This is a genomic window from Desulfosporosinus sp. BICA1-9 (assembly GCF_000802135.1).
This window is the reverse complement of the sequence record NZ_JUEE01000143.1, coordinates 1-19,699: the sequence shown is the minus strand read 5'-3', so window position 1 is coordinate 19,699 and position 19,699 is coordinate 1. Positions and strand designations below refer to the sequence as shown.

General features: G+C 43.7%; 16 protein-coding genes and 2 pseudogenes. 3 read left to right on the top strand and 15 right to left on the bottom strand.

Annotation, left to right across the window (positions count from 1 at the left end; translation table 11 throughout):
• Positions 1 to 191 precede the first annotated feature (191 nt).
• The 15 genes and pseudogenes from pyk to JL57_RS17305 form a co-directional block, all read right to left on the bottom strand.
• The gene (pyk, locus tag JL57_RS17375; protein WP_034143279.1) at positions 192 to 1,925 is read right to left on the bottom strand and encodes a pyruvate kinase; all 1,734 of its coding nucleotides are present in this window, start codon (positions 1,923 to 1,925) and stop codon (positions 192 to 194) included.
• Positions 1,926 to 2,034: 109 nt separating this feature from the next.
• Positions 2,035 to 2,613, bottom strand: coding sequence for a glycerol-3-phosphate responsive antiterminator (locus JL57_RS17370; RefSeq protein WP_034143278.1), 579 nt, complete (start codon positions 2,611 to 2,613; stop codon positions 2,035 to 2,037).
• Positions 2,614 to 2,679: 66 nt separating this feature from the next.
• Entirely contained in the window at positions 2,680 to 3,690 is a 1,011-nt protein-coding gene (gene gap / locus JL57_RS17365; RefSeq protein WP_034143277.1) for a type I glyceraldehyde-3-phosphate dehydrogenase, read from the bottom strand.
• Positions 3,691 to 3,891: 201 nt separating this feature from the next.
• Positions 3,892 to 4,422, bottom strand: a complete 531-nt coding sequence (locus tag JL57_RS17360) for a type 1 glutamine amidotransferase domain-containing protein (RefSeq protein WP_034143276.1) — start codon at positions 4,420 to 4,422, stop codon at positions 3,892 to 3,894.
• 48 nt (positions 4,423 to 4,470) lie between these two features.
• A complete protein-coding gene (gene phnD, locus JL57_RS17355) occupies positions 4,471 to 6,234 on the bottom strand; it encodes a phosphate/phosphite/phosphonate ABC transporter substrate-binding protein (protein ID WP_291300220.1) in 1,764 nt (587 codons plus the stop codon).
• Positions 6,235 to 6,282: 48 nt separating this feature from the next.
• Positions 6,283 to 6,840 carry a CDP-diacylglycerol--glycerol-3-phosphate 3-phosphatidyltransferase gene (gene pgsA, locus JL57_RS17350; RefSeq protein ID WP_034143275.1) on the bottom strand — a complete coding sequence of 186 codons (558 nt, stop codon included), beginning with the start codon at positions 6,838 to 6,840 and terminating at the stop codon, positions 6,283 to 6,285.
• A 121-nt stretch (positions 6,841 to 6,961) separates the two neighbouring features.
• Positions 6,962 to 7,543 (bottom strand): glycerol-3-phosphate 1-O-acyltransferase PlsY, encoded by a 582-nt coding sequence (plsY, locus tag JL57_RS17345; protein WP_034143274.1) that lies wholly within the window; start codon positions 7,541 to 7,543, stop codon positions 6,962 to 6,964.
• A gap of 251 nt (positions 7,544 to 7,794) precedes the next feature.
• The gene (locus JL57_RS17340; RefSeq protein ID WP_034143273.1) at positions 7,795 to 9,039 is read right to left on the bottom strand and encodes an anaerobic glycerol-3-phosphate dehydrogenase subunit C; all 1,245 of its coding nucleotides are present in this window, start codon (positions 9,037 to 9,039) and stop codon (positions 7,795 to 7,797) included.
• A 39-nt stretch (positions 9,040 to 9,078) separates the two neighbouring features.
• On the bottom strand, positions 9,079 to 10,326 hold the full coding sequence (locus tag JL57_RS17335; RefSeq protein ID WP_291300219.1) for an FAD-binding protein: 1,248 nt from the start codon (positions 10,324 to 10,326) through the stop codon (positions 9,079 to 9,081).
• On the bottom strand, positions 10,323 to 11,942 hold the full coding sequence (gene glpA, locus JL57_RS17330) for an anaerobic glycerol-3-phosphate dehydrogenase subunit GlpA (RefSeq protein WP_034143272.1): 1,620 nt from the start codon (positions 11,940 to 11,942) through the stop codon (positions 10,323 to 10,325). Before glpA ends, JL57_RS17335 begins: the two co-directional genes overlap by 4 nt.
• Before the next feature lie 127 nt (positions 11,943 to 12,069).
• The gene (locus tag JL57_RS17325) at positions 12,070 to 12,639 is read right to left on the bottom strand and encodes a glycerol-3-phosphate responsive antiterminator (RefSeq protein WP_034143271.1); all 570 of its coding nucleotides are present in this window, start codon (positions 12,637 to 12,639) and stop codon (positions 12,070 to 12,072) included.
• Between the two features lie 228 nt (positions 12,640 to 12,867).
• Positions 12,868 to 14,364, bottom strand: coding sequence for a glycerol kinase GlpK (gene glpK / locus JL57_RS17320; protein ID WP_034143270.1), 1,497 nt, complete (start codon positions 14,362 to 14,364; stop codon positions 12,868 to 12,870).
• A gap of 44 nt (positions 14,365 to 14,408) precedes the next feature.
• Positions 14,409 to 15,128, bottom strand: a complete 720-nt coding sequence (locus JL57_RS17315) for an MIP/aquaporin family protein (protein ID WP_034143269.1) — start codon at positions 15,126 to 15,128, stop codon at positions 14,409 to 14,411.
• Positions 15,129 to 15,667: 539 nt separating this feature from the next.
• Entirely contained in the window at positions 15,668 to 15,853 is a 186-nt protein-coding gene (locus tag JL57_RS34720) for a hypothetical protein (RefSeq protein ID WP_291300218.1), read from the bottom strand.
• Positions 15,854 to 16,000: 147 nt separating this feature from the next.
• A pseudogene (locus tag JL57_RS17305) lies at positions 16,001 to 16,282 on the bottom strand (hypothetical protein); the annotation flags it as partial.
• A 220-nt stretch (positions 16,283 to 16,502) separates the two neighbouring features.
• On the opposite strand from JL57_RS17305, the gene JL57_RS17300 reads away from it, so the two are divergent.
• The 3 genes and pseudogenes from JL57_RS17300 to JL57_RS17290 all read left to right on the top strand — a co-directional run.
• On the top strand, positions 16,503 to 18,590 hold the full coding sequence (locus tag JL57_RS17300; RefSeq protein ID WP_045691129.1) for a sigma 54-interacting transcriptional regulator: 2,088 nt from the start codon (positions 16,503 to 16,505) through the stop codon (positions 18,588 to 18,590).
• Between the two features lie 332 nt (positions 18,591 to 18,922).
• Positions 18,923 to 19,231 (top strand): annotated as a pseudogene (locus tag JL57_RS17295) (dihydroxyacetone kinase subunit DhaK); the annotation flags it as partial.
• 177 nt (positions 19,232 to 19,408) lie between these two features.
• A partial coding sequence (locus JL57_RS17290) for a hypothetical protein (protein WP_034143265.1) occupies positions 19,409 to 19,699 on the top strand: 291 nt, incomplete at its 3' end.

Below are 19,699 nucleotides of genomic sequence, written 5' to 3'. Positions count from 1 at the left end.
TTTCACTTTGACACCAGGGTTCGGGATTAGATGAAAAATATACCTTAGTATACCGTAGAAATCAGCTTCTTACTCCCCCGAACATTAATTATTCCAATTAGCCCAACTTATACTAATTCTACACCAAGCTGTCTTTTCCTGCCCGAAAAAATTGTTCGTTGCTAGGATGTAGGAACCGAATTGAACCAGTTTTACAGAATACTAACGGTTCCTTCATAGATAACCCCGGTTAGTGCATCGACTGTAATCGTTTGACCTTCGAGAATTTTGCTCAAAGTATCTGGTAGCCCTATAATAGTTGGAATACCGTATTCTAAAGCTACAACGGCGGCATGGGAAGTTAGCCCGGGTTCCTCGACAACTAACGCACCGGCCTGGGCAATAAGCGGTACAAAACTGGCATCGGTTGCTCTAGCGACAAGAATATCACCATTATTAAATGTATCTTGCTCGGGTAACTGGATTTTCCGGGCGGTGCCTGTATAAAATTTTCTCCCTATGCCTGTTCCCTTCCCCAATATACTACCCACAACCTGAACCTTAATCATATTGGTTGTACCAACCTTACCTACTGGAACCCCTGCAGTAATCACGACAATATCCCCAGTTTGAATGTAGTCTTTGTTTAGTGCAGCAGTCACTGCTACTGACAATAATTGATCTGTTCCAGGGCTTTCCTGAACTACCATTGATTCAATCCCCCACTGTAAAGCGAGTTTTCGAGCAACCTCAGGAAAGGGAGTAGCCGCTACTATAAGAGCCTTGGGACGATATTTAGAAATCATCCGCGCAGTTATGCCGGATTGGGTGGGAGTTAAAATGGCCGTCGCGTTAAGGTCACGGGCGATGCTATAGCTAGCGTAGCTGATGGACTCCGCTACATTAAGATGAGGATGGCGAGTTGCCATAGTTTCTAAGAGCGTTGTTTCCGTGCGCTTGGCGATTTTATCCATCATGCGCACTGCCTCAACAGGAAATTGTCCGGCAGCTGTTTCGCCTGACAGCATAATGGCATCCGCTCCGTCCAATATGGCATTAGCCACATCACTAGCCTCCGCCCGCGTAGGCCGAGGTTGTCGAATCATGGAATCAAGCATTTGGGTGGCAACAATGACTGGCTTTCCTAGTAAATTGCATTTTCGAATTATTTCTTTCTGATAAACAGGGACTTCTTCAACCGGAACCTCAACTCCTAAGTCTCCGCGCGCAACCATCAATCCGTCGACAACTTCCAAAATAGAATCCAGATTCTTAATTCCCTCTTGGCTTTCTATTTTAGCAATGATTTGTACCGTTGCTCCCATTTCCTCAACAATTTGCCGCACCGCCAATATATCAGAAGCTTTACGAGTAAAGGAAGCCGCAATAAAATCTATTCCCTGGGTAACACCGAAACGCATATCTTCAATATCCTTTTCAGTCACACCGGGCAATTTAATCGAAATTCCAGGAACATTAACTCCCTTTTGCGATTTTAAGATACCACCATTACGCACCATCGTCTTAATCTCTTCTTGCTGTACCGACACAACTTCCAAATCCAGCTGTCCGTCGTCAATTAAAATATGCGTCCCCGGAACGACGTCTAGCCATAATTCTTTATAAGTTATTCCTACTCTTTCTGAAGAACCAAGAGCAGAGTTCGTATCCAAAATAAACTCTGCATCATTGGTAAGTGTGATTCCTAACTCCGGAACCATACCTGTCCGGATTTCTGGTCCTTTAGTATCAAGTAAGATCCCTAAATATTTCCCCACCTTCGCGGCTTCCTCTTTTAAAACAGACATTCGCGAACCATGTTCTTCATGGGTTCCATGGGAAAAATTCAATCGAGCAACATTCATCCCTGCCGTCAATAGCTGCTGGATTTTTTCTCTGGATTCGCTGGCTGGGCCAATCGTACAAATGATTTTTGTCCTTCTCATTTACAGTTACCTTCCTTATCCCATCCATAATATCCTGAGTTCTGGTTTCCACCTTAAATTCGGAGATTAGCGTTATAAAAACCTGAATATTATTAATCTACCATAACAATTATTTATTGAAGTTCATGTTCCACAAATGCCGCAAGCTTGTAGATACTGCATCTATCCCCTTTGATAAGGCAACCCTTACGTCCTCTTCAGTTCTCAATAGACCGCCTCCGAGAACTGGTATGCCCAAAGCTTCCTTCATTTCCTGAATTACAAAGTGAGGAACGGTCGCTGGTAAGATTTCAACCGCATTCGGTTTTACAGTGGATACCATCTTAATGCCTGTTTTAACCGACTCTGAATCCAATACAAACAAGCGCTGGATCACTACCATCCCTTCTTCTCTAGCAAATTTGACTAAGTTAGGTTTGGTCGTAACAAGACCACGCAGACCCATTCTCGCCAGTAGGTGTATCCCCGCTCTATCCTTACCCGCTCCTTCCAGCATATCGAGATGTACTAGTAAAACCTTATTATCAGCGTGAACCTTTTTCACAATGGAGGGTAGTACATTAATGTCTGCACCTAAAAGAAAGATAGTACCTATATTAGGATGGTGGATTGCTTCATTCAGATCCTCTACCCTGCGAATCGTTGCACCAATTTTCTTGTCTAACATAACGGTTTTCAAAAAATCCATTTTGCCATCCCCCTAGCGCCCGAATAAAAAGCCTCAATATTCGCTCTTATCAGCACTGTTATTATGCTATAAACCTTTCATGACAATCAGCTTGACTAAATCCAAAATGCGGTTGGAATAACCCCATTCATTATCATACCAAGTTAGCACTTTAACCATGTGCTCTCCCATCATCATCGTTGATAATCCATCGACGATGGAGCTGGCCGGGTTACCATTAAAGTCATGGGAAACGAGAGGTAATTCTGTATACTCCAGATATCCCTTTAATTTGCCCTCTGCCGCTTGGCGTAAGGTAGCGTTTATTTCTTCTTTGCTTGTTGACATGGTTAGATTAGCAACAAAATCAACCAAAGAAACATTCGGTGTAGGGACCCTGACAGCTAGTCCATTCATTTTGCCTACTAATTCTGGTATGACCAATGTAACTGCTTTGGCTGCACCCGTGGTCGTCGGAATCATGGATTGATAGGCCGCTCGAGATCTGCGCCAATCCGAATGCTCCAGGTCCAGAATACGTTGATCATTAGTGACTGAATGAGTCGTGGTCATCATCCCTTGCTCAATCCCAAAAGCATCCAATAAAACTTTGGCTACGGGAGCAAGACAGTTTGTTGTACAAGAAGCGTTAGAAATAATATGGTGCTTAAGCGGATCGTATTTATCATCGTTAACTCCCATGACAATAGTAATATCTTCGTTTTTAGCCGGAGCGGAAATGACGACTTTTTTGGCCCCAGCCGTTAGATGTTGAGCGGCGGCATCACGCTTCGTGAAACGTCCGGTTGACTCGATTACAATATCTACTCCCAGTTTACTCCAAGGCAAATCCAAAGGATTTCTCTCAGCTAAAATTTCAATACGTTTTCCATCGACAATCATCGTATTCGCATCAATTTCCACTGCATTAGGGAGAATTCCGTGAACCGAATCATACTTAAACAAATGAGCTAATAAATCCGGACTTCCTAAATCATTGATGGCCACCACTTCAAACGGAAGGGATTGCTTTAGGGCGGCTCGTAATGTAAGCCGACCAATTCTACCAAATCCATTAATTGCTACGCGTAAACTCATTTAAATAACCTCCTCTTAATTATCCCACTTTACTCACACGGGCACTACCTTGAATTAGGATAAAAAACACAACCTCTAATAAAGCACTTCCTATTGGAACCACCTATCAGAGGTTATCTCCCATACTCCTAACCCATTATCAAATTAATAATCCTATTATAATTACTTACTCGATTTACTCGATGTATCTCAACAGAAAAGCTAGTTTTTCATCAAAACTTTGATGAATTCCTTCATGTAAAAGGGTAAATCTAAAGGCTTTCTGCTGGATATAATATTTCCATCCACAACAACTGGTTCATCGATCCATATTCCGCCTGCATTGATCATATCATCTTTTATCCCTCGTGTGCTGGTTACCTGTTTGCCTTGTAAGATACCTGCAGAAACCAGCACCCAACCTGCATGACAGATATGACCGATCGGTCTACCCTGCTCATTCATGTATCTTACAATTTCTATGACTTCCGGAAATCTTCTTAACTTATCCGGTGCCCACCCTCCCGGAATAAGTAAAGCATTATATTCCTTGTAATTTATACCTATAAAAGAATACTCAGATGTTGCCGGGATACCGTATTTACCTATATACTTTTCATTTGCTTTTTCTCCGGCTAAGTGCGTAACTATATCTTCCTCCATCAACCTTAGAATTGGATACCAAAGTTCCAGGTCCTCAAAATTATGATCAATAAGACACAGCACCTTAATTTCTCTTTTCAAACGTTTCACTTCTTTCCTGATTAGGAGTGTAAGGCACCCACTGACTAGATTAGTGTTTTACCCCACCGATTTTGACACTTCTCTCACAATATCATAAACTTCTGTAGTTACTGGGACAAATCCTTTAATCGGCGAATTAGCCAAACTATCACGTCCTCGTGGAGTCGTGGCAAGTTCGGCAAAACCCTTCTGCAACCGAGCAATCGTTTCCTCATCAAAATGGGAATTAGCCGCTAAACAATCTTTCGGAATAGGCTCTGTCTCCGCTAAATAGATCAATTGCTCAATTGGCAAGTGATGTTTCTGCGCATCCTCAATCGCCTCTGAATAAGTTGCCCCTACTGCCACTTCAGATGCTAGCACGGACTCGATCACCCGATTATGACTGCCTAGAAAAACCGTCTCCTTCAGATCCCGATCAGGATTAATTCCCTCTCGACGCAACATCATTTGCGGATAAGCATATCCCGACGCTGATTTCTTATCGACAAAAGCCATTCGCTTCCCTTTGATATCGGAGAGTGATTTCACCCCAGAGCCCTTTTTAGTAATGATATAACCCTTATAGGTCGCACTCCCATTGACGACTGGGCTGACAAGGGGAATAATAGCGCCCCGGTTTGCAGCGTCGACATAGGCCAGCGGAGAAAACCAGGCAATATCCACAATACCCTCTAAAAGAATATCTGCAAGCGATGTGTAATCTGGCGTAATGATCACACGCGGAATATACCCCAAGTTTTCACAGAAACTTTCTATAGCTGGCAGATACATTTTTTTCATAGATTCTGGACTTAACGCCGGATTAATTCCGAAGATGAGTTCCTTCGGTTGCTTAAATAGCACAGCCTGCCGTTGCAAAACGTAAATATCCAAGTTAAGATTATCCGCTAATCCAGCAAGATGTTCATGGTTTTTGTCCTGTGTCCCCAAAAATTCAGAAATCCCCTCCAGCCCTTCGGACAAGGAATTAAACACTCCTGCTAAAACCTCAGTAGTTTGTGCTTGCTGGGTAAGAGAACTAAATAATTCATTATTTAACTCTGAAATCTCTTTAAAAGCATCCGTAATATGAAGCATACTTTGTTGTTCATGGCGGATACTTTCCTTAACCTCATTAATCTTTTTCGAGCTTTCCGTTGCTTCACCAGCAATCTTATGAATTCCCTCGGTAATACTGTTTGCGGTTCCTTGAATGTGCCGAGCAGATACCGTGCTATGGTCCGCTAATTTTCGAATCTCGTCGGCCACAATCGAAAAACTTTTCCCGGCCGAGCCTGCTCTAGCTGCTTCGATTGCCGCATTTAAGGCTAATAAATTCGTCTGTTTCGCAATATTAGTCATCTCTGTGACGAACTCCGAAATGCTTTCCGACAACTTTTTTAACACCATGACGGACTCTGCATAGTTTAAAACATCTTCACTAATTCGCTCCAACTGGAGATTGAGTTTATTCATCACCTTTTGGCCTTCATCTGCTTCGGTTTTTCGCGAGTACGCCAAATCAACCACAGTTTTTGAATTATCTTCTAACTGTCGTGCCAATCCCGCCAGTTCCTCAACCCCTGCAGATCCATTGAGTAACTCATCATGATTTTGCTTAATACTCTTAGCTAGATCTCTGGCTGCTGTCACATTTTCCTTAACGGTCCAGCTTACTTGATGGGCATTAAACCCGATCGTTTCTGCGATTGAAAGAATATCTATATTTTTCGTTAAATTATTTTCAGGAACTTTAAGAGTTTGATCTTCAGTGTCATCTTCTTTAGTCATGAATTTGCTAACATTGCTTTTCTTACCCCAATTGAAAATACTTAACACTCCTTTTCTCTCAAGGCTTGTTCAACTATATATACACGATATACACGCTTAATGCTTCAATGATCGTCTTGCTTTAACAAAATAATCAAGTCCAGAGATTATCGTCAACAACAAGGCAATATATAAAAATATCTGACCAACGGGAATATTCAAACTTCCAAATGGCCAATCTCGTAATAAAATCTCTGAAATTGCAATAATTTGTATGACCATTTTTGCTTTTCCCCATTTACTCGCACTTATAACAATGCCATCGGTTGCTAAAATGGCTCTCAACCCAGTCACAGCAAATTCTCGGCCCAAAATCACCCATGCAATCCACGCTGATACTTCGCCTAATTCAACGAGCGAAATCAAAGCGGCCGCAATCAAGAGTTTATCGGCCAAAGGGTCCATAAATTTGCCAAATACAGTAACTTGATGACGTTTTCTAGCTAAATATCCATCAAGACTATCCGTTATTGACGCTGCAATAAAAATAATAGCAGCGATAATGTTCTGATGAGGAAAAATGGGATACCCGTTTGGAAATTGTAAGAGCAAGAAAGCCATGAAAAAGGGCGTTAAAAGGATACGCGCTATGGTCAATCGATTGGGTAAATTCATTCAGCAACCTCTCCTATTCAGATAAATTTTCGATCTATAAAGGCTGACATATGCCTTATAAATTTAAAAATTTTAATAAAAAACAGGATCAGCTGAAATAAATCCGATTGACTGATCTGCCTTAGTAATTTAGTTTGGGCTCGATCCCCTTCAATAAACGTTTATAATTTGCGCGATGTCGTACGAAAATCAGCAGAGCACCCACAAAAACAAACACTTTGTAAGCGAAAGGGACCGGAGAAAAAACCGACATTAAAACAGCCGTTGCAGCCCCTAAGGTGGATGCAAGTGACACATAACGAGTTATTAGCGTGACAAGAACAAAAACAACAATAGCAACCAGGGATATCCATGGAACTAGAACCGTAATAACACCAAATCCCGTTGCGACACCCTTTCCTGTCGCCTTGAATCCAAAAAAAGGATTCCAATTATGTCCGATAATGGCCAATATCCCACCGCCTAAGCCCCCCCAAGGACCCCATAAATTTAAACAAAGTGCCGTTGCTAAGACACCCTTCAAGGTATCCCCCGCAAACACAGCCAAGCCATATTTAGCACCTAACAATCGAAAAGCATTCGTTGAGCCAATGTTGCCACTTCCCTGTAAACGAACATCCACGTGTCTGATACGTCCAGCTAAATAAGCAAACGGTATGGCTCCTAGGAAATAAGCAAAAAGTAATACCAAATACTTTAACATGCCCTTTAACCCTCCTCTTTTAAGCGCCAAGCTTCTTCATATCCTACCTCGTCTTGCGCGTAACTCTGGGATGAGAAGGAAACTTCCTCTAACTACCATAGGTTTGCTTCTTAGTTTATCAGTTTTCAGTGGAAAATCAATTCATCAACATCTAAATTGCTGATATTTTCTGAAAATTACCTCAGGTTCATCTTTGAGCACTTCTATATCTGACTCCAGAATCGGCGTCTTAACGTTTAGGAATAACATTATTAGTTTATAAGACGATACGCCTTGGCCAAAATGCGCACAGGATGCTCCGTAGGAATTCCCGTACCGTGCTGAATTTGCACTTTACACACACCACATTCCGTCGTCATTCCTTGGAAATCTCCGCGTCCTGCACCCACATTGATCGCTTCAAAGAGTGTACTCCCAATTTTCATCGCTTTGTCGTATTTTTCAGCTTTAAAGCCATAACTACCCGATAAGCCACAACAACCAGCATCAAGATTGCGGATTTTCACTCCAGGAATTAATCTCAAAATACGCAGCGCTGGTGTTCCGATTCCTTGTGCCTTTAAGTGGCAGGGGGAATGGTAACCGTAGGACGCCTTAACTTCCTGAAAGTCAAGAGGTAATTCCCCTTTTTCAGAGAGTTGCCACAGAAATTCGAATAAATCATACGACTGAGCTCCAATGAGCTGAGCCGATGTCGTCTGCAACTTTGGATAATCCTCTTTCAGCGTCAAACCGCAGCTCGTACAGGATGTAATAATCGGCATACCCGATTCCAGATAAGGTCGCATTAACTCCAAGTTATAAAGGCCGTTCTTATGTGCCTTCTCAAACTGACCGTTCGCCTCTAATGGTAAGCCACAGCAGTGAAAATCAGGTACTATAGTTCTATACCCAACATGCTCTAACACCTTGATCATGACCCGCCCTGTATCCGCTTCGTTATATCGCGTATAACAACCTGGAAAATAAACAACCTGTTTGCTAGCACTTGCTCCCATTTTTCCACCTTTGTCCACCTGCACCTCCAGAGGCTTTCCATAGGCTGGTAAAGGGCCACTCTTGCTGATTGACAGTGCTTTATCGAGCGCCAAGCGCACAAGTTTAATCTTCAAGACTTGGTTTGTCATAGTCGGCCATATGACCCCTAGTTTGCCAAGATATTCCGCCCGACCCAAAACATAACCTCTCAGGCGCAATTTCATACCCAACGTGTTTTTGTGTGGTGCTTTTCTAGCAGCTCTCCGGGCTTCAAGAATCATCTCCGTTATTTTGACACCGGATGGGCAAGTCACTTCACACGTCTTGCAATTAGAGCAATCATCCAAAGTTGTTTCACCTTGAATGATCTGACCTATACGAAAACGTTCCATATCCGGTCCTAACCCTTTCGGGCCAATAAAATGCGGGTTAACTTTGGCCACTGGACACTGAGCAGTACACACATTACATTTTTGACAAGCATCCAATCGCGCTGCCAATTCATCTCTTGAATCCACAGTCAAGGATCCTCCTTCCTTTCTAAAATGTTCTGTCCACTAAATTAATTCAGCTGCTGCGTAACCAGATGTAACCGAAACCCCTCCGCCACACCTTTGGGTCCAAGGATCCCAATGGGCAAGCATTCTTCCCACGACATGGACATTATCCCAAACCACTTGCCCACGTTCGGGATTAAGGGGACGCATAAATTCATCCGTTTCTACGCCGATCTGGGCAAACGGCTGAGGAGCAAAGAACTGGGGCTCACTCCACTCTTTCGGAACAAATAGGGGAAGATCAAAGACGCCTTCACGTATTGTTTTTCTTGCCATACCCACTTTGATTCCCCCACCTAAAAGCCCACCTGTCGCTAAGATAAACTTCTTGCCTTTCAAACGCAACGATTTACCCATACTGTGAACCATAATTTCTTGACACACCTTCGCCTGACTTTCGGACGTTGACTCTCCGTTTAAAGATATCGCACGAGCCCCGATCATCAATTCCCCTCCTAAATCGGTAAACATATGCTTTAGATATTCAGCGAAATAACGACCATGTGGGCTGGGCACAAATGAACTCATTTCCAATACCGGTAGAGAAAATTCATTCTTATAGGATTTTGTGCGTGAAGCATCAAAGTACTCCCTTACCAGACTGGGCAGAACCACGATAATCTTTCCTTGCGACCCGTCTGCTTCCCAATACTGTCTTTTAATCTCTTCAATTTCGTGGGTGAGAGCTCTCTGACCCTCTTCCGACCTCCAGATATTCGCATAATCAATGCTCGACACACTCTTACCCAGTCGGGTCCATTCCGCAAGAGCATCCACTTGCATCCTCTTCACACTCACCTGCCAGCCTGGAAATTCTCGAGCCATGTTAGCCACCACGATCTCCGGAAAGAAATCTTTCAATCCTTCGGGCACTAAAAGTACGAGTTCCCCTTGTTCCTGTCGATCCGGAAGAGCCATACTGCGCGGCATAAGGTCTCCTTGACGTACAGTTCCTAGAACCGTGAAAGCAAACTGTGGTGTGTCATTCACAACATACTCCGGACAGATCTCTTGGACGAAGCGTTTGCCCTGAGCTATCGCCTGTGAATCAAATAAGGTATAGGGGTGTTTCGGCAAATGACGCAAACGCTCGACATCTCCATAATCAAAAATCCCCGAGAAATAAAAGAGCGTTCCGACTCCTTCCGTGACTAAAAGCACCTTTTTGCCCCGTTGGGCGGCTCGAATTCCTGCTATCCAACCGGCTAAACCGCCCCCCACCACTACGGCATCCCACATCTCGTTCATCCCTCACTTTCTTCGGCCTTGAAATCCAGAACGTTCAAATACAAAGCTCGTGCTAATTCACTCTCACGAAGTTGCTCGCCCCAAAGAACTGGGGTTATCCCTCGCCAACGTTCGCCCAATAGGCTTTGATATTCTTTTACGGTTCTCTCCCAACCGCCGAACGCCTCCTGAATCATGGGGGTCGCTCGATAGGTACAATAAGCGCCTTGACACGTCCCCATTCCCAGCCGGGTCTGATGACGAAGATCGTCAAGCGAGTGGACCGCGAGATCTTGCAGGGCATGAAGAACTTCTGCTTGAGTGACCATTTCACATTCACATACAAATTGTCCCAACAGTGGTTGACGAGCTATAGCCTCAACGACGGATCCGGCTTGTTCGTTTAAACGTTCCATCATCTTGTCCGCAGCAATCGTTCCTAATAATTGACGTGCCTTATCCCAAACTTCTGTGGGGAGTTCATTTTGCAAGGGTTCTTCCGCGGTACGGCATACAGTATGCACCTCTAATTTAGCGGCAACCCAATCGGTAACTTTCTCTGCCATCAAACGATACGTCGTTAATTTACCACCCACGATACTAACGAGCCCGCGAACCCCGTCCATTTTTTCATGATCTATGAGTACAAAATTTCGGCTAATCCCTCGCCCTTCATGGTCTGAGGCGTCTACACTTTCATACAAAGGGCGAATGCCGGCGAACGCCCGAACAATACGGTGTTGTTCAATCTCTTCCACTAAGTTTTGGCCCATTTCGATCAAATGCGCTACATCTTGTTCATCAACCTTATGATCATCCGGCGATTCTACCTTATGTGAAGTCGTCCCAAAAATAGTCACGGTTTCATGCGGTACAAAAATCTCACCATCGCCCGGTGTCCGCAAACGGTTAATCACTCGATTAAACAACCGCTTGTTGAACACAAGTAGAGAACCTTTGTTTTTTAGAATGTGCACGTCAAAGCCAGACATTGCCGCAATCTCAGAAGACCAAGGCCCCGCGGCATTCACCACAATTTTGCTACGGACCAGTAGCGTTTCACCGGTGATGAAATCTTCCGCATAGACTCCCTTAACTTGCCTATTTTCTAACCAGAGCGACTTAACCTTACAGTACGTTCGATAATTTCCTCCATATTTTTCTGCGGATTTCACGTTCGCCCATAGCAGTTTAAAACCATCCACAGTAGCATCTGGCACTTCGAAAACCCGTGTCGCCTGTCGTGTCAACAACGGTTCGAGCCGAAACGCCTCTTCAAGAGGAATCTCCTTAACGGTTATTCCCGTTTGTGCGCACCCCTTGAGCCACAACTGCAAATAGTTTGGATCATCCCCCTTTAAATATATAAACCAACCCGAAGTATCTTTAATGCAATGTGCTGCAATATGTTTCAAAATCCTATTTTCCTCGATACACTCTTGCGCTGCTTTATCATCTTTGACCGCGTAACGCCCGCCACTGTGCAATAGGCCGTGGAAGCGTGAACTTGTCCCATGGGCCAAATCTCCTTGTTCTAACAAGAGGGCTGGTATTCCACGCAGACTAAGATCTCGCAATATGCCAACCCCTGTCGCTCCCCCTCCAATTACTACAACGTGGGTATCAATCTCACGCATCTGTATTACCTCCTTGCCCGAAATTAGGAACCACCAAAGAAACCGTTGTTTCGCAATGGCCTCTTTGGTGGCTTCACTTATTCTCCGAGCCGCCTTATATGATTTTTCCCCGTCCATCAATAGCCTACTAAGTCATATTCCAGAGAGATTGCCGACTCACGGACACCCCATCAAATCCGTTCGCTAGAGCCAACTCTATATCTTTTTCCGTACGCATTAGTCCTCCCCCAAGAAGCGGACGATCCGTAACTCTTTTGAACTCACTAATCACATTTTCAGGGACGACCGCTGGAAGAATTTCAATAGCATCTGGTGAATTTTTTTCCATTTGCCTCAAACCCGTAGCCAGCGATTCAGAGTCAAGTAAAAACAACCTTTGAATAGTTAAAAGACCATTGTCCTTCGCATAATTTAATAATCGAGACTTTACAGAGACAATCCCATGCAAACCAAACTTTTTCAGAAAACGAATTCCTTCAGCATCTCTTCCTATTCCTTCCAGTAAATCCACATGCATAAATACTAACTTCTCCGGATGTTTCGCGCGAACCCGCTGAATTTCCGGCAGTTCGTTGATACTCCCACCTAAAACGATAACAATTGAAGCACGACTCAAGGGCAACAAACGCGAAATATCACTAATGTGTTTGACTGCTGGAAGAATTCGGCCATGTGCTAGGCCTTGCCTAATATTCATCTTGCCTTCCCTTCATTCCCTAGTGTAACCGAAGACCTACCTTTGATTACACCGATCAGTAAATGATCACTTTAGCATTTCACGGTATTGGTCTTGAGATGTAATTTATCGATCTTTCTGCGAATTATTATAACACCCCTGAAGATCTTGGCAATTATAAGGGTACCCAATTTTCTGACGTATTATCGTGTTACCCAAGGCCCTTCTCGATGAAAGCTTACTTCCTACTTAGTCTTCTTCCCAGTCTTTGGACCGCTCGACCGCTTTCAACCATCCCTTATAAAGTTTCGCTCTGTTCTCTTCTTCCATCTCTGGCTCAAAACGCCGATCGAGCAACCAACGACTTGCTAATTCTTCTTTACTCTTCCAAAAGCCAACCGCTAAACCTGCGAGGTAGGCAGCTCCTAGGGCGGTCGTCTCAATGATTTCAGGCCTGTCAACCCGAGTTCCTAGAATATCTGCTTGGAACTGCATCAGCAAATTATTGGCTACAGCACCTCCGTCAACTCTCAACGACTTTAAGGAAATTCCAGAATCGGCCTCCATGGAACCTAAAACATCTTTGGTTTGATAAGCTAGGGAATCCAGAGCCGCACGAATAATATGGGATTTTGTTGTTCCCCGAGTCAGGCCAAAAATGCCTCCCCTAGCGCGCATATCCCAATAAGGAGCACCCAAGCCAACAAAAGCTGGAACAAAATAAACTCCATCCGTATCTTTGACCTTTTTAGCAAAATACTCGGAATCTGGTGCAACATCAATCATTTTTAGACCGTCGCGCAACCACTGAATCGCTGCACCCGCAATAAAGATACTGCCTTCTAAGGCGTATTCCACCTTGCCATCAATCCCCCACGCAATGGTGGTCACCAATCCATGTCTCGAGGTGTGTATTTTGCTACCCGTATTCATGAGCATAAAGCAACCTGTTCCATAGGTATTTTTAGCATCCCCTGGCTCATAGCACGCTTGACCAAACAAAGCTGCTTGCTGATCACCAGCCACACCTGCGATAGGAATCTCATAACCCAAGAATACCCCTGCATCTGTGTTACCATAGACTTCGCTAGAATTGTGTACCTCGGGCAACATTCCTTGTGGTACGTCAAGCATTTTCAACAATTCTTTATCCCAATGCAATTCGCGAATGTTAAACATCATGGTTCGGGAGGCATTCGAATAATCCGTAACATGTACTTTTCCGCCGGTGAGTTTCCATATTAACCAGGTATCCGTCGTTCCAAACAGTAACTCACCCTTTTCAGCTTTGGCACGAGCTCCTTCAACATTATCTAAAATCCACTTTACCTTCGTTCCAGAAAAATAGGCGTCAACTACGAGACCTGTTTTTTCTCGAACCATATCTTCATAACCCTTAGCCTTTAAATCGTCGCAAATGGCTGTTGTTCTGCGACACTGCCACACAATTGCGTTATACACAGGTTTACCTGTATTTTTATCCCAGACCACCGTCGTCTCACGCTGATTAGTAATCCCAATGGATGCGATCTCATCGACTTTAATGCCTGTTTTCGCAATGAGCTCTGCAATGACTCCATATTGTGTGCTCCAAATTTCCTCAGCATCATGCTCGACCCAGCCTGCCTTAGGGTAAATTTGAGTGAACTCTTTTTGCGTAACTCCCACAATCTTACTTTCCTGGTCAAAAAGGATTGCACGGCAACTGGTAGTACCTTGATCAAGGGCCATAACGTACTTTTTCATAAAATTACTCCACCTTTTCCTTTATTTTTAGGTTCAAACATTGACTATCCCATATAGACAATCTTGTACAGGAAAGCTCCTAAAACGCCGCCAATTATTGGACCTAGGACAGGCACCCAAGAGTATGCCCAATCTGACGATCCTTTCCCCGGAATAGGTAACAAAAAGTGGGCAATTCTAGGTCCTAAATCACGTGCTGGATTGATTGCATAACCCGTAGGTCCCCCGAAGGATACACCAAGTCCCCACACCAAGAAACCCCATAAAAGAGGATTGAGGCCACTAGTCACTGCAGCTTTCGAAATTCCAATAGAAAGTCCTACAAAGACCAAGACAAATGTACCTATGATTTCAGTCAACACGTTAGCAGGATAACTTCGAACTTCTGGTCCCGTACTAAAGACAGCCAATTTTAATCCTGGATCCGACGTTTCCGCCCATTGCTTCAGATAGGTAAAGTAAACTAGCACTGCGCCAATGAATGCTCCCAAGAGCTGGCCCGCAATATATGTTGGAACCTCTGCCCAAGCAAACAGCCCAATTGACGCTAACCCAATCGTTACGGCTGGGTTTAAGTGTGCTCCACTTATTGGACCCGTGGCATAAACTGCCAAGAGAACTCCAACTGCCCAGCCTAAAGTAATCATAAAGAAGCCCCCGTTATTCCCCTTAGTCTTGCTTAATACAACGTTTGCTACTACCCCAGTACCAAATAAAAGTATAATCATGGTACCTATCATTTCAGCTAAGAATTTCGCTGTCATCTAAAGACTCCTCCTAAATTTTATTTATTACACATATTTACAACTGTTCAAGTTCAATTTATGTCCCAATTCTCATGTTAAATATTAACTCCCCGCGCCTCCTTTCTTTACAGAGCTTAATCTTCCAACATAATTGGCCTCACCTCCCTTCTCACGTCCGGCATTCCCTAGTCCAATATCCATAACGAAAAATGGTCTAACCGGTTATTATTATCAGAATTTTCAAACTCATTTGGCGACAATAAAAGCCGAAGTATGCTAGTAATTCGTCATTTCGAATTACTAGCATAACTTCGGCTTCTCTAATACTCTAGCCTTTAATATATAATTATTTAAAGTTATCTCAGGGTCAATAAGATTAATGCATGTCTCTGATATCAGTATATTCTTTCTTTTCCACTATTTCAATACCCTTACACAATTAATTTTAGCTATTTCTCCTTCTTTATTTACCCAAACTTGGAAGGATAGCCCTTCTGAGCTCAATCCCTTTGATTCACTTTCAAGACACCCAATTCTATAAGTGGTCCTTCTCGCCATCACGGCACCTTGCCATCCATGGTCGTCGTCACCCCAGCTACGTTCCAAGCCCCAGCGACTTCCGAGAGAAGTCGCGAAACACGGAGCGAAGCCTTTACGAGAGTGGCTCGCCAAACTTGGCTCAAGCGCTTCCCACCCAAAGCGGGGCTGAGCACAGGGACGTGCGAAGCCGCCAACCGAGGCATGGTCCCCTCCCGCCATCCATGGCTCCAGCGACACTAGTCCATCCATGGACGTCGGGAACCCCGCCCGCTATCATCAAGCGCTTTAGCCTTAGTTTGGCCCACGACCGTAACGGCTGACCGAGTGTTTCGCGACTTCTCCGTCCCTCCCTAATATCGTTTCCTAACCGACGTCGCCGAAATTCCCAGTTCATCGCGGTACTTGGCGACAGTACGCCTAGAAATCTCCATATTTCTGGCCTTGAGAAGGTCAGCCAGCTTCTGATCCGAATAAGGACTTTTGGGATTTTCTGAAGAGATGATATCGCGCAAAGCAAGTTTGATCCCCAATCGGGGTACGGTGATGTCATTAACCAGGATAATAAATTCTCCTTCGATCTCTTCAATCACTACATCCGGGACGACATAGCGCACATCTCCTAGGCCCGAAAAACTGAGAGACAGATAAGCTGACCAAAATAGGTTATTGGACGGACGGAACGAGGCAAAAGGCTAACCGTCCTAGTCGCTAAAACGCCGGTGAACTTCAAATATCGGTTGTGTGCATGATGATTTTAGCCAAGGAGTGACTAAAACCGCATCCTCTCGACATCTTCCCGGAAATGAGCCATAATGTGCTGATAGACTGAACATGTGAGAGGATGTTTGAACTATGGTTAATAGCAAAGCTGTAATAAAGCATAATAAAGGACTCCACACTAGGGTCGCGGCGATGGTTGTTCAGAAATCTCAAGAGCTTCAAGAAAAATATAAGGTTTCATTATATTTCCACTACCAGAACCGAGAGAAGGTGTTAGCTAATAGTCTGATACCCCTTGTTTCATTGAGAATAAAAGCGGGCGACGAGTTGTGGGTATCAAGTAGCGGAGAAATGGCCGAAACAGCTATAGCAGAGATGGTAGAATTCCTGGAAAGCGACTTTTTAATTAGTGATGTTGATACCATCAACAAAGTGGATAATGTGCTGCAGAATAACTCTTTTACGGCTGAACATGTATTTAACAGCATGGCTAACGGATTACTAGTGATTGATGAAAATGATATAATCACTGTTTTTAATCCGGCGGCGGAAAAAATAATAGGTATTGCAGCTGCTGACGTTGTCGGAAAGAATGTTTATGAGAGCATTCCGGACACCAGGCTTCCATTAGTGAATAAAACCATGGTACCCGAATTGGGTTGCCGTCAGGTAATTAGTAACTCAGTTATCATAACGAATCGTACACCTATCATTGTCGAGGGACAATCCAAAGGCGCAGTTGCGATTTTTGAGGATATATCCTCTTTAGAAAACATTACGCATGAATTGCGCGAAGTAAAAGAGTTAAAGGAAAGGTTACATCTGATATTAGAGTCTGTACAAGACGGAATTTGCGTTGTTGATAAACTAGGATATATTACGTATGTTAATCCGGCTTATCTCAGGATTACGCAAATACCTATCGAAAAACTGGTAGGGCAAAATATAGCCCGGCTTGCGCCGAGAGGGTCAAGGTCCAAAGCCTTGGTCACGGGTAAACCTGTATTGGGCAATATCTGCTGTAAACCAAACGGACAAACAATCGTTTCTAACGTAAATCCTATTATCGTTGACGGTGAATTAGCTGGAGTTGTTTCGGTAATAAAAAAAATTTCCGAAGTTCAGGCTGTGATGGATAAACTCAATGAAGTCACCGCCCGGGCAGAATACCTAGAACAAGAGCTGAGGAGGACTAGAAAACCTGTCAAAGCTTTTGATAAATTTATTGGTAGGAGCGGGAAGGTTTTGGACGCTCTGGCTGTAGCCGCCAAGGCTGCAGAAGGTCATGCCACTGTTTTAATTCGTGGCGAAAGTGGGACAGGCAAAGAACTGGTTGCTGAGGGGATCCATTTTGCGAGCAGGCGCGTGAATGGACCTTTCATCCGTGTAAACTGCGCAGCTATACCTGTATCTTTGCTGGAAAGTGAACTCTTCGGGCATGAGAAAGGAGCTTTCACCGGCGCTCTCAGGAGAAAACTGGGGAATTTTGAACTGGCTGACAAAGGAACAATTTTCCTTGATGAAATTGGGGATATGGAAAAAAATATGCAGGCTAAAATTCTAAGAGTTCTTCAGAAAAAGGAGTTTCAGCGGGTTGGTGGCGAGGAGATGATTTCTGTTGACGTGAAAATCATTGCTGCAACTCACCGGGATCTGGAGAAAATGGTCTTAGACGGGGGATTCCGCGAAGATTTGTACTATCGGTTAAATATCATTCCTATTATTTTACCCCCTTTGCGTGAACGTAAGGAAGATATCCCTTTATTGGTTGAGTACTTTTTCAACAAGATGTGCAGCGAGTTAGGCAAGAAAGTAAAAGGCCTAAGACAGGATGCTTTGGAAGTGCTCATGAGGTATCGGTGGCCAGGTAATGTCCGGGAACTGGAAAACATTATGGAGCGCGTTATTACGTTAACTGAGGAACCATATATTGGAGTAGATGCTCTGCCCACCTATCTACGTGAAGAATTAATTGGCGGAACTGATTTTTCCGCGCTGTTTACTGCTGATGAAACGATTTTGCCCTGGGATGCGTATGAGAAAACGATTATAAATATGGCACTGAAAAAGTACGGTAGTTTTAACAAGGCAGCGAAGGTTCTTGGGCTTACACATAAAACTGTTGCCGCTAAAGCACGAAAGTATAATCTCGAAAAATCGGTTACTTGGGAAAAAAAGATGATTATTGGTAAAAAGTATCAGGCACAAGAGCTATTCTGATACTTTTTACCAAGCAACTAAATATGACTCCCTCTCTCAACCCAGTAAAACATACCTTTTTTCGGTTTGGCATGATTCTTGCTATTGAGTATGTCAAGTCGAAAGGAGGGAATAGGCAGGTATACCGACGATAAAAAGTTTATGGGAGAGAGGTGGACGAAAAAGAAAGAAGATGCTGTATAGGCGAACATACTCTAAGGGTCATAGAGAGCTAATGGCAAAAACTAAAAATAAGTGGAATACATGACAGAAATATTAGGAACAGCGATTGTGATCTGCAGGCGTGATTGAAACAGATTCAGAATCGATTAAAGGAATGGGGGAAGAATGTAATGAAAAAGGTGATTAACAATCCTGATCAAGTTGTAGAGGAAATGCTTGAGGGTGTCGTTCTGGCTCATCCGCAATATGTAAAACGGGTAAAAGGCTTCAGTGTTTTGACACGGGCAAACAGCCCTTCTCCTAAAGTCGCTCTGGTAAGCGGTGGCGGCAGTGGCCATGAACCTTCGCACGGCGGTTTTGTCGGCCGCGGTATGCTCGACGGAGCAGTAGCCGGTGCGGTGTTTACTTCTCCTACTCCCGATCAGATACTTGAGGCTGTAAAAGCTGTAGACGGGGGCAAAGGTGTTCTATTGGTAATCAACCTTGGTTCCCGGAAAAAATTATACCTACACAAGTTTTTCAGTTAAAGTAGTGCTTTAGTTCATAAATATTGCATTTTTAAGCTTGTTTATTGCAATTCTTTGAAAGAATTCATTGTTTATCTCCTCACATGTAGGTATAATTATTTATACCTACATGTGAGGAGGAAGGTGCCTATGAGTTCTATTATAAGACAAAAGGTCGGTGACAAGATTTACCTTTACGAGTCGGTTTCTTTTCGGAATGCCGATGGCAAACCAAGAAATAAACGCATCCCTATTGGTAAGATCGATCCCGTAACCGGAAATCCGATTTATAAGCCTGAGTATCTAGCCGATATGGCTAAAAAAGGAACTCCTATTGAGATACCTACAACGACCATGATGTTTTCCATTGATGATATCCAGCATTCATCCATAAAAGATTATGGAGCCTTTTATCTGTTCCAGAGCATTGCGAAAAGCACC